Below are 12,465 nucleotides of genomic sequence, written 5' to 3'. Positions count from 1 at the left end.
GCCTGTTTCAGGCTGCATCTTTGTTAGCTTACGAACCGTATGCCACTTCTGCCGGAAAATGTCGATGCCAGGCGTCGAAGCCGCCGTCAACGCTGTAAACCGCGTCATAGCCTTGCTGAAGAAGATATTGCGCCGCGCCTTTACTGCTGTTGCCGTGATAACACATTACTAACACAGTGGTGTCAAAATCATGCTCACGCATAAATAACCCAAGCGTGTCGTTCGTCAGATGAAACGCCTGCGGGGCGTGCCCCATCGCATAGCTTTGCGGGTCGCGGATATCCACTAGCACCGCAGCGCCCTGATTCAGCTTCTGATGCGCTTCTTCGACATTAATACATTCAAACTGATCCATTGCTCTCTCTTCTTAATATTGCAGGTGACGCTTTTCAGACATGTTACTTCTAAGTGTACGTCCCGACGGCAGTTAAACGCCATAATGTTATATGTATCACTGTAAATTGTTTATCCGATGTTACCAATAGCGCAATTCTTTGCTATTATGCTCGATAACGAACATTAATGAGCTATAACGAAAGTGCGAGAGGCCAGCATGGAAACCAAAGATCTGATTGTGATAGGTGGAGGCATCAACGGTGCCGGTATCGCGGCAGATGCCGCTGGACGCGGTTTATCCGTGCTGATGCTGGAAGCGCAGGATTTAGCCTGTGCCACCTCTTCCGCCAGCTCCAAACTCATCCACGGTGGCCTGCGCTACCTGGAACACTATGAATTTCGACTGGTGAGTGAAGCGCTGGCCGAGCGTGAAGTGCTGTTGAAAATGGCACCGCATATCGCCTTCCCGATGCGCTTTCGACTGCCCCATCGCCCGCACCTGCGTCCGGCGTGGATGATTCGTATTGGTCTGTTTATGTACGATCATCTGGGCAAACGCACCAGTTTACCAGGTTCTACCGGTTTGCGTTTTGGCGCGGATTCTGTAATGAAACCTGAGATTGTGCGCGGTTTCGAATATTCTGACTGCTGGGTAGACGATGCACGACTGGTTTTGGCAAACGCCCAAATGGTCGTACGTAAAGGCGGAGAGGTGTTAACCCGCACGCGTGCCACTTCCGCTCGCCGTGAAAACGGTTTGTGGATTGTGGAAGCTGAAGATATTGATACCGGCAAAAAGCACACCTGGCAGGCGCGTGGTCTGGTCAACGCCACCGGCCCGTGGGTGAAAGAGTTCTTCGACGACGGCATGCATCTGCCATCACCGTACGGTATTCGCCTGATTAAAGGCAGCCACATCGTGGTGCCACGCGTCCATACCCAGAAGCAAGCTTATATTCTGCAAAACGAAGATAAACGTATTGTGTTTGTCATCCCATGGATGGACGAATTCTCAATCATCGGGACGACTGACGTCGAATACAAAGGCGACCCGAAAGCAGTGAAAATTGATGAGAGTGAAATCAATTACCTGCTTAAGGTCTACAACGCACACTTTAAGAAACAACTGGGCCGTGATGATATCGTCTGGACTTACTCGGGCGTGCGTCCGTTGTGCGACGATGAGTCCGACTCACCGCAGGCAATCACCCGTGATTACACGCTGGATATCCACGACGAAAACGGCAAAGCGCCGCTGCTGTCGGTCTTTGGCGGTAAGCTGACGACCTATCGTAAGCTGGCTGAGCACGCGATGGAAAAACTGGCGTCGTACTATCAGGGCATCGGTCCGGCGTGGACCAAAGAGTGCGTTCTCCCAGGCGGAGACATCGGCGGCGATCGCGAAGATTACGCGGCCAAACTGCGCCGTCGCTACCCGTTCCTGACCGAGTCGCTGGCGCGCCATTATTCACGCACCTACGGCAGCAATACCGAATGGATTATCGGCGAAGCCACCTCGCTTGCCGAGTTAGGTGAAGACTTCGGCCACGAGTTCTATGAGGCCGAACTGAAGTATCTGGTTGACCACGAATGGGTTCGTCGTGCAGACGATGCGCTGTGGCGTCGTACGAAAGAAGGGATGTGGCTGAACGCCGAGCAGCAGTCGCGCATGACCCAGTGGCTGGCTGAATACATTGAGAAGCGCCAACTGTCGCTGGCGTCCTGATAAAAATGCCGGGTGGCGGCTGACGCCTTATCCGGCCTACAAAAGTGCATAACTACAAAAGTGCATAAACGTAGGCCGGGCAAGCGAAGCCCCCCCGGGCATTTTGCCGGATGGTGGGTAGCGAAAGGTTTCAACAGCAAAATAACGTTGCAGATATGTCACTATCACGATCACGTAAGGTTATTTGCCACCAATTCTTCCCAAATTAGGAGCAATAATACTGAATGCCAGTAACTGTAGTGGCGCAGTGACAACATCCAGAGCAACTGTAAAAGGGGCCAGAATCCATTTTCCTTGATTTGAAGAGTATTGATATTTTACAAACTCAACGGTAAAAGGATGATAAAACTTCATTATTTTTCTAGGGTCTTGCTCAACATTCTTTTTATGGATCGTACCTTCAAGCCCATTATACGTACGCTGACAATCATTTTTTATACATGAGAATCCTTTCTCAAGGATTTGTTTTTTATCATCCTCATTCTGAGCCTGATAATTAATTTTTAACAAACCAGTGAAATTTTTCTTACTTGTATCAATAGCAAAATTAGCATGTTCATCTACTGATAATTGCTCACGATGAATATTCTTATTATTCAGCAGATTTATAATTTCATCCCCTCCCTTATACAGCAAGTAATCAAAGCTTCTGCCAATAAAGACCCATCCCTTCTCACCATTTGTATTCTCAGCAAGAGATAACCCTCTGATCTCATCAGAGCGCCATTTTTTTGAAGTGGATGATATTCCCTGAGTACTGTCATCAAGCATCATCGTCATACATCCAGATAATAGACCGGTACTAACAATAGCCAACAATACGCCTCTAGCTGCCTGTCTAATCGAGTGTTTTTTCCCTTTGCTCATACTTTCAATCCATCTAAATAAGATTTGCAATATCAAAACTGTTATTGCTAGCACATTAGTAAAAAATAAAGGCAGTAACGACATTCGCTACTGCCTGAACAGATTATATTAGCAGCCGTGTAATAGTTACAACCGCACCGAATCAATATGCCAGATGTTTTCGGCGTACTCTTTGATCGTCCTGTCAGATGAGAAGTAGCCCATGTTGGCGATATTAATCATCGACCTGGTAGTCCACTCTTCCGGGTGACGATACAGTTCATCAACCTTATCCTGACAATCAACGTAACTGCGATAATCCGCCAGCACCTGATAGTGGTCGCCAAAGTTGATCAATGAGTCCACCAGGTCGCGATAGCGTCCCGGCTCCTCTGGGCTGAATACGCCACTGCCGATCTGCGTCAGCACCTGGTGCAGCTCTTCGTCTTTCTCGTAATATTCACGCGGCTTGTAGCCCTGACTACGTAAGGCTTCAACTTCTTCCGCCGTATTACCAAAGATAAAGATATTTTCTGCGCCCACATGTTCCAGCATCTCGACGTTGGCACCATCCAGCGTACCGATGGTCAACGCGCCGTTCAGCGCAAATTTCATGTTACTGGTCCCGGAGGCTTCGGTCCCAGCTAGTGAAATCTGCTCAGACAGGTCGGCAGCAGGAATTATCACCTGTGCCAGGCTGACACTGTAGTTCGGGATAAACACCACTTTCAGTTTGTCGCCAATTTGCGGATCGTTATTGATCACTTTCGCGACATCGTTGATCAGATGAATGATGTGCTTCGCCATGTAATAGGCCGAAGCCGCTTTACCGGCGAAGATATTCACGCGCGGCACCCACTCAGCGTCAGGATCGGCCTTCATGCGATTGTAGCGGGTGATCACATGCAGCACGTTCATCAGCTGGCGTTTGTATTCATGAATACGTTTGATCTGCACATCAAACAGCGATTTCGGATTCACCACCACGTTAAGCTGCTGGGCAATAAGCGTGGCCAGACGCTTTTTGTTCTCCAGCTTCGCTCGGCGTACCGCCTGGTTCACCAACGGGAAATCACAGTGCTGTTCAAGCTCGCTTAGCTGGCTGAGATCGGTACGCCAGGTGCGGCCAATATTCTCATCCAGCACCTCGGAGAGCGGCGGGTTAGCCAGTGCCAGCCAGCGACGCGGCGTCACGCCGTTGGTAACGTTACAGAATCGGGTCGGGAAGATCTTCGCAAAGTCAGCAAACAGCGACTGCACCATCAGGTTGGAGTGCAGCTCGGAAACACCGTTAACCTTGTGGCTTACCACTACCGCCAGCCATGCCATACGCACCCGGCGGCCGTTGGATTCATCGATGATCGACGTCCGCCCCAGTAGAGCGGTGTCGTTCGGATACTGTTCCTGAAGCGTCTTCAGGAAGTAGTCATTGATCTCAAAGATGATTTGCAGATGACGCGGCAGGATTTTGCCCAGCATATCAACAGGCCATGTCTCCAGCGCTTCGCTCATCAAGGTGTGGTTGGTATACGAGAAGACCTGGCAACAGACCTCAAACGCGTCGTCCCAGCTGAATTTGTGCTCATCGATTAGCAAGCGCATCAGCTCAGGGATCGACAGCACCGGATGGGTGTCGTTGAGGTGAATAGCTATTTTATCCGCCAGGTTATCGTAGGTTTTGTGCAGTTGATAATGACGATTCAGAATGTCCTGCACTGTGGAGGAGACCAGGAAATACTCCTGGCGCAAGCGCAGTTCGCGTCCTGAATAGGTGGAGTCATCCGGGTAAAGCACACGGGAGACGTTCTCGGAGTGGTTTTTATCTTCCACCGCCGCAAAATAGTCGCCCTGGTTGAATTTCCCAAGATTGATCTCGCTACTGGCCTGGGCACTCCACAGGCGCAGCGTGTTGGTGGCGTCGGTGTCGTAACCGGGGATAATCTGGTCGTAGGCAACCGCGAGGATCTCTTCGGTTTCTATCCAGCGCGTTTTCTTGCCTTCCTGCTGTATACGCCCGCCAAAGCGTACTTTGTAGCGCGTATTGTGGCGTTTGAACTCCCATGGGTTGCCGTATTCCAGCCAGTAGTCCGGCGACTCTTTCTGTCGGCCATCGACAATGTTCTGCTTGAACATGCCGTAATCATAACGAATACCGTAGCCGCGTCCCGGCAGCCCAAGCGTTGCCAGCGAGTCCAGGAAACAGGCCGCCAGACGCCCGAGACCGCCGTTGCCAAGACCCGGGTCGTTTTCTTCATCGATCAGATCTTCAAGATCCAACCCCATACCTTCCAGCGCATTTTTAACATCGTCATAAATGCCCAAAGATAACAGTGCATTGGAAAGCGTGCGCCCAATCAGAAACTCCATTGACAGGTAATAGACCTGACGAGTTTCCTGGGATAATTGCGCACGGTTAGAACGCAGCCAGCGCTCCACGAGACGATCGCGCACCGCGAACAACGTGGCGTTCAGCCACTCATGTTTATTGGCAATGACCGGGTCTTTACCAATCGTGAACATCAGCTTGTAGGCAATAGAATGCTTAAGTGCCTCTACGCTGAGTGTGGGCGATGCATAAGTAAATGGAGCATTCATATAGGTGATTCCTGGATATCTATTTCAAGCGATAGTAAAGCTCACGGTATGACTTCGCCGCGACTTGCCAGCTAAAATCCATGGTCATGGCCTGACGTTGTACAAACCGCCACAGCGAAGGCCGGGACCACAATACGAAAGCACGCCGGATCGCGCGTAACAGCGACCAGGCATTACTATCTTCAAATACAAACCCACTGGCGATACCGTCCGCCAGGTTTTCCAGCGAACTGTCAGAGACCGTATCAGCCAGCCCGCCGGTGCGCCGCACCAGCGGCAGCGTGCCGTACTTCAGTCCATACAATTGCGTTAAGCCACACGGCTCAAAACGGCTGGGAACCAAAATGACGTCGGCCCCACCCATGATGCGATGCGAGAAGGCTTCGTGATAACCAATCTGTACGCCCACCTGCCCCGGATGTTCCGCCGCTGCGGCGAGGAAACCTTCCTGCAACACCGGATCGCCCGCGCCAAGTAACGCCAGTTGTCCCCCCTGCTCTAACAACCCCGGCAGCGCTTCCAGCACCAGATCCAACCCTTTCTGGCTGGTCAGGCGGCTGACTACGGCAAACAGCGGCACTTTGTCATTAACCTTAAGTCCCATCGCGATCTGTAGCTGACGTTTGTTCTCCGCCTTCTCTTCCAGCGTGTCACGCGTATAGCGCGACGCCAACAGCAGATCGGTTTCCGGGCTCCAGATTTTTTCATCTACGCCGTTCAGAACGCCGGAAAGACGCCCTTCGCGATGGCGCTGCTGCAACAAACCTTCCATGCCGTAGGCGAACTGCGGTTCGGTAATTTCCCGCGCGTAGGTCGGACTGACCGCCGTAATGTGGTCGGCGTAGTACAACCCGGCTTTCAGGAACGAAATCTGCCCGTTAAACTCCAGTCCGTGCACGTTAAAGAACGACCATGGCAATTGGATGTCATCCATATGCTTTGCATAAAACATGCCTTGATACGCAAGGTTGTGTACGGTGAACACCGATTTCGCCGGATGGCCGCGCGCCGCCAGATACGCCGGAGCCAGGCCGGCATGCCAGTCGTGCGCGTGCACCACATCCGGGCGCCAGAATGGGTCAAAGCCGCAGGCCATTTCACAGCCACCCCACCCCAACAGCGCAAAACGCAGCACGTTATCGGTATACGCAAACAGGTTAGTGTCGTGATACGGGCTACCGGGACGGTCATAAAGATGCGGCGCGTCAATCAGGTAAATACCGACACCGTTGTAGTGACCGAATAAAAGCGTGACCCGCCCAGCGAAGGTATCCCGGCGCGTCACGACCTGCGCATCGGGAATGCCGCGACGGATATCAGGAAATGCCGGGAGCAGTACGCGGGCATCTACACCGTCCGCTATTTGCGCTGCGGGTAGCGCCCCAAGAACATCCGCCAGTCCCCCAGTTTTTAACAGGGGGAACATCTCTGAACATACGTGTAAAACCTGCATTATCGCTCCTGTTTGATCTGCAGTTTGCGCAGCATTTCACGCGTGACCAGCACAATACCTTCCTCTGAACGGTAGAAGCGACGTGCATCTTCTTCCGCGTTTTCACCAATTACCATGCCTTCAGGAATAACGCAGGCGCGGTCGATGATGCAGCGACGTAAGCGGCATGAACGTCCCACCCACACTTCAGGTAACAACACTGCCGAATCAATGTTACAGAATGAATTCACCCGCACGCGCGGGAACAGAACGGACTGCACCACCACAGAACCCGAAATAATACAGCCGCCGGAAACCAGCGAGTTCAACGTCATTCCGTGGCTACCCGAACGGTCCTGAACAAATTTCGCTGGTGGCAGCGATTCCATATGCGTACGGATTGGCCAGTCCTGGTCGTACATATCCAGTTCAGGCGTCACTGAAGCCAGATCAAGGTTCGCTTTCCAGTAGGCTTCCAGTGTTCCCACATCGCGCCAGTACGGCTCGGATTCCGGGTCAGACTGCACGCAGGACAATGGGAATGGATGTGCGTACGCCATGCCAGCTTCGGTGATTTTTGGGATGATGTCTTTGCCAAAATCGTGACTGGATTTTTCATCGAGATCATCTTCCGCCAGCAGTTCATACAGATAATCGGCGTTGAAGACGTAGATCCCCATACTGGCAAGCGATTTGGTCGGATCGCCAGGCATCGCCGGCGGGTTGGCTGGTTTTTCAACAAACTCGATAATTTTATCGGTGTCGTCCACATCCATCACACCAAACGCGCTGGCTTCTTCGATCGGCACCGGCATACAGGCCACGGTGCAGCGCGCGCCTTTCTCGACGTGGTCGATCAGCATGCGTGAGTAGTCCTGCTTATAAATATGATCGCCCGCGAGGATCACCACGTATTCCGCTTTATAGCGTCGAATGATGTCCAGGTTTTGGGTCACTGCGTCCGCCGTGCCGCGATACCAATTTTCACCCTGCATTCTCTGCTGGGCAGGCAGCAGATCGACGAACTCGTTCATCTCTTCGCTGAAGAACGACCAGCCGCGCTGAATATGCTGCACCAGCGTGTGGGACTGGTACTGAGTGATCACGCCGATACGGCGGATCCCGGAGTTAATGCAGTTGGATAAAGCAAAATCGATAATGCGGAACTTACCGCCAAAGTGCACGGCAGGCTTGGCACGTTTGTTGGTTAAATCTTTCAGACGGGTTCCGCGGCCACCGGCCAGGATCAGGGCAACAGATTTTAATGGCAGCTGGCGCGCCAACATTACACGATCGTTCTTCTCTAAACTCACCATGACTAACTCCTTTTTATCTTCTCTGGAACACACACAGTCCGTGCGCAGGTCCCTGCCAGACAGCCGTAAGCACCGGATTATCCTCTCCGGCAAATGGGGGAATAGCGTGCCATTCCCCTTCAGGTAAAACGATATCTGTCACCTCAAGCGTGGCGTTTATTGCAATCAGGAAACGGTCTGAAAGCTGGATTTGCATCTGCCTCGGGCCGTTTTGCCACTCATCCGCACTTAAGGGTTGTGCGTACTTATTCAGCCAACGAACATTGCCATCGCCCTCTTCCCACCAGCAATCCCCCGTTAATGCGGGTATTTGCCGGCGCAGATGAATCAGCGCGGCAGTAAATGTGGTTAACCCACTGTTTGCCTGCTGCCAGTCCAGCCACGTTAAGGCGTTATCCTGACAGTAAGCGTTATTGTTGCCGTGCTGGCTATGACCATGCTCATCGCCCGCCAGCAACATCGGCGTCCCCTGGGAAAGCAACAGCGTGGTTAACAGCGCATGAATGCTGTCACGCCGCCGCTCAATCAGGTCCAGCGTGCCGCCTAATCCTTCTTTACCATGATTGTCGCTGTAGTTATTGCTAGTACCGTCGCGATTTTCCTCACCATTCGCTTCATTGTGCTTATTTGTGAAGCAAACACAGTCGCGTAGCGTAAAACCGTCGTGCGCGGTCACCAGATTCACCGTGGCACTGGGTTTGCGGCCCTGGCGTTTAAACACATCGCTGGATGCGGCAAAACGCCCGGCAAACTCGCCCAACGAGAGATTACGCTGGAGCCAAAAGCGTCGCGTCGCATCGCGGAAATGGTCATTCCACTCGGCAAACGGCGGGGGAAAATTCCCCACCTGATACCCGCCTTCACCAATATCCCACGGTTCCGCAATCAGCTTAACGCGTGAGAGCAGCGGACAGTTTTGGATCGCGGTAAACAGCGGCGCATCCTGACGAAACGCAGGCGTACGCCCCATGACGGAAGCCAAATCAAAGCGAAAGCCATCCACATGGCAGGTTTCAACCCAGTAGCGCAGGCATTCACATGCGTATTCCACAACGCCAGGATGGCTCAGATTGAGGGTGTTCCCACAACCGGTCCAGTTGTAGTAATCGCCATCATCCCTGATCCAATAATAGCTACGGTTATCAATTCCGCGCAGTGAGAAGACGGGGCCGTCGAGATCCAGCTCGGCACTGTGGTTCAAAACGATGTCGAGAATGACCTCAATTCCCGCTTTGTGCAGCGCTTTTACCGCATCGCGAAACTCATCGAGTGCGCTCTCCGGCGAACAGGCATAGGCCGGATGTAACGCGAACATTGCCACCGGGTTGTATCCCCAGTAGTTCGACAGACCCAGCCGTTGAAGCCGCGGCTCGCTGGCGAAATGCGCCACCGGTAACAGCTCCAGCGCGGTAATGCCTAGGCGCTTGAAATAGGCGAGCATCACCGGATGACCCAACGCTTTGTAAGTCCCGCGAATCTCTTCCGGCAAGTCAGGATGCAAATACGTCAGCCCTTTGACGTGGGCTTCGTAAATCACGGTATTGCCCCACGGGGTACGCGGTGGGGCATCATCCTCCCAGTCATAATGGTCGGACACCACCACGCCCTTCAGCGCGATGGCTGCGTTATCATGGTGATCCGGTTCATTTAGCCCGCCGTGTAGCAGCGGGTTATCTTTTAACTCGCCCTCTACCCGACGCGCGCAAGGGTCGAGCAGCAGTTTCGCCGGATTAAACCGGTGGCCCTGCTGTGGTTGCCACGGACCATGTACACGATAGCCATAGCGCAGACCGGGACGGGCGTTGGCCAGATAGCCGTGCCAGACATCGCCGCTACGCCCCGGCAGGTCGTAGCGGAGTTCGCAACCGTCCTCGTCAAATACGCATAATTCAACGCGTTCAGCGTGGGCTGAGAAGAGAGTAAAATTGACGCCATGGCCGTCATACGTTGCGCCATGGGGAGTGGCGTTGCCGGTTGCCAGTTGCGTCATTACCCCTCCCGAACCAGCCAGACCGTTGCCAGCGGCGGCAACGTAAGGCTCAGTGAGTGCTGCCGACCATGACTGGCGATCTCATCGCTGCGCACCGTGCCGCCATTTCCAGTATTGCTGCCGTGGTAGTGCATCGAGTCGGTATTGAGAATTTCACGCCATTTGCCCGGCTGGTTAATACCGAAGCGATAGCCGTGGCGCGGCACTGGCGTAAAGTTGCTGATAACGATGATTTCATTACCCACCTTGTCACGACGTACGAAAGCCAGCACCGAACGTTCTTTATCATCCACCACCAGCCATTCGAAGCCATAGCCATCAAAGTCGAGCTCATGCAGCGCTTTGTGATGACGATAGGTGAGGTTCAGATCGCGCACCAGACGCTGTACGCCGTGGTGCCAGTTGTCGCCGCCTTCCAGCAGGTGCCAGTCGAGGCTGACGTCATGGTTCCATTCGCGTCCCTGAGCAAACTCATTGCCCATAAACAGCAATTTCTTGCCGGGGAAGGCCCACATCCAGCCATAGTAGGCACGCAGGTTGGCAAATTTCTGCCACGCATCGCCCGGCATGCGATCGAGGATCGATTTCTTGCCGTGCACCACTTCATCGTGCGACAACGGCAGGACAAAGTTCTCGGTGTAGTTGTACAGCATACCGAAGGTCAGCTTGTCGTGATGGTACTGACGATGAACCGGATCCAGTTTCATGTAATCCAGCGTGTCGTGCATCCAGCCGAGGTTCCACTTATACCAGAACCCTAAACCGCCCATGTCCTGCGGTCTTGAAACACCAGCAAAATCAGTGGACTCTTCCGCCATACTCACCGCACCTGGCACCTGTTCGCCAAGAATACGGTTGGTATTGCGTAAAAACTCAATAGCCTCGAGGTTTTCACGACCGCCAAATTCGTTCGGAACCCATTCCCCTTCTTTACGGCTGTAGTCGCGATAAATCATCGAAGCCACGGCATCCACGCGCAGCGCGTCAATACCAAAGCGTTCAATCCAGTACAGGGCGTTGCCGACCAGGTAGTTGCTGACTTCACGGCGACCATAGTTGTAGATCAGGGTGTTCCAATCCTGGTGATATCCTTCGCGTGGGTCGCTGTGCTCATACAGCCTGGTGCCATCAAACTCTGCCAGACCAAAGTCGTCCGACGGGAAATGGCCCGGCACCCAGTCGAGAATGACGTTCAGCCCCGCCTGATGCGCGGCATTCACAAAATAGCGGAAATCATCACGCGTGCCGAAACGGCGGGTCGGCGCATACATACCGGTCGGCTGGTAGCCCCAGCTACCGTCAAACGGGTGTTCATTAATTGGCAGCAGCTCAAGATGGGTAAAGCCCATCCACTTCACGTAGGGGATCAGTTGATCCGCCAGTTCGCGATAACTCAGCCAGAAGTTATTGTCGGTATGACGACGCCACGAGCCCAGGTGCACTTCATAGATGGAGATTGGCGCATCAAACTGGTTGGCTTTTTTGCGCTCTTCGGTTTGCACCACTTTTTCCGGCAGACCGCAGATAAGCGACGCGGTTTCCGGGCGCATTTGCGCTTCGAAGGCGTAAGGATCCGCTTTAATGCGCAGCTTACCGTTCGCATCGATCATCTCGTATTTATACAGCTGACCATTATGCGCACCGGGGATAAACAGCTCCCAGATACCACTTTCTTTGCGCAGGCGCATCGGGTGGCGACGTCCATCCCAGTAGTTGAACTGCCCTACTACTGACACACGTTGCGCGTTAGGCGCCCATACGGAGAAGCGCGTACCGGTTACGCCATCCATGGTATCCGCATGCGCGCCCAGCGTTTCGTAAGGTCGCAGGTGCGTACCTTCAGATAGCAACCAGGCATCCATATCCTGGATTAGCGGGCCAAAACGATAAGGGTCATCAATCAGATTCTGCTGTCCATGCCAGACAACGGCCAACTGATAGCGAAAGAAATTTTTACGGCGGGGAAGTACAGCACAGAAAAAACCGCGAGAGTCGAGGCAGTCCAGCTTGCCGACTTTGCGTCCGGTTTTGGGTTCGATCACCCACACTTCGGTGGCGTCAGGTAATAGGGCGCGGACTTCAAGTCCAGCGTCAGTTTGGTGCATACCGAGTACGGAAAAAGGATCCGCAAAATGGCCTGCAATTAGCGCATTAATCACGTCTCTATCGATACGAACGGACATGGTTGTCATCCTGTTTTATGGTGTCACCCCTTCCAACTGAT

Annotated in this window: 8 protein-coding genes; 1 reads left to right on the top strand and 7 read right to left on the bottom strand. The window is 53.1% G+C overall.

Going from position 1 to position 12,465, the window contains the following annotated elements:
* Positions 1-28 precede the first annotated feature (28 nt).
* A complete protein-coding gene (gene glpE / locus NMD08_RS01645) occupies positions 29-355 on the bottom strand; it encodes a thiosulfate sulfurtransferase GlpE (RefSeq protein ID WP_151216870.1) in 327 nt (108 codons plus the stop codon).
* A 198-nt stretch (positions 356-553) separates the two neighbouring features.
* Here glpE and glpD point away from each other — a divergent pair, with 198 nt between their 5' ends.
* Positions 554-2,062: a glycerol-3-phosphate dehydrogenase gene (gene glpD / locus NMD08_RS01640; RefSeq protein WP_151216871.1), complete on the top strand. Its 1,509-nt coding sequence runs from the start codon at positions 554-556 to the stop codon at positions 2,060-2,062.
* Between the two features lie 180 nt (positions 2,063-2,242).
* On the opposite strand, the gene NMD08_RS01635 is transcribed toward glpD, so the two are convergent.
* From NMD08_RS01635 to glgB, 6 genes are read right to left on the bottom strand one after another with little or no spacing between them, the layout of a single operon-like run.
* Positions 2,243-3,013, bottom strand: coding sequence for a hypothetical protein (locus tag NMD08_RS01635; protein ID WP_151216872.1), 771 nt, complete (start codon positions 3,011-3,013; stop codon positions 2,243-2,245).
* Positions 3,014-3,055: 42 nt separating this feature from the next.
* Positions 3,056-5,503, bottom strand: coding sequence for a glycogen phosphorylase (gene glgP, locus NMD08_RS01630; RefSeq protein ID WP_151216873.1), 2,448 nt, complete (start codon positions 5,501-5,503; stop codon positions 3,056-3,058).
* A 19-nt stretch (positions 5,504-5,522) separates the two neighbouring features.
* Positions 5,523-6,956, bottom strand: coding sequence for a glycogen synthase GlgA (glgA, locus tag NMD08_RS01625; RefSeq protein WP_370619432.1), 1,434 nt, complete (start codon positions 6,954-6,956; stop codon positions 5,523-5,525).
* Positions 6,956-8,251, bottom strand: a complete 1,296-nt coding sequence (gene glgC, locus NMD08_RS01620; RefSeq protein WP_151216875.1) for a glucose-1-phosphate adenylyltransferase — start codon at positions 8,249-8,251, stop codon at positions 6,956-6,958. The genes glgA and glgC overlap by 1 nt, the downstream gene beginning before the upstream one ends.
* Before the next feature lie 13 nt (positions 8,252-8,264).
* The gene (glgX, locus tag NMD08_RS01615; RefSeq protein ID WP_187253806.1) at positions 8,265-10,241 is read right to left on the bottom strand and encodes a glycogen debranching protein GlgX; all 1,977 of its coding nucleotides are present in this window, start codon (positions 10,239-10,241) and stop codon (positions 8,265-8,267) included.
* Positions 10,241-12,424: a 1,4-alpha-glucan branching enzyme gene (gene glgB, locus NMD08_RS01610; RefSeq protein WP_370619430.1), complete on the bottom strand. Its 2,184-nt coding sequence runs from the start codon at positions 12,422-12,424 to the stop codon at positions 10,241-10,243. Before glgB ends, glgX begins: the two co-directional genes overlap by 1 nt.
* Positions 12,425-12,465 lie beyond the last annotated feature (41 nt).

Source organism: Citrobacter meridianamericanus, from assembly GCF_041320245.1.
Lineage (GTDB): Bacteria > Pseudomonadota > Gammaproteobacteria > Enterobacterales > Enterobacteriaceae > Citrobacter > Citrobacter meridianamericanus.
This window is presented reverse-complemented; position numbering and strand designations above follow the sequence as displayed.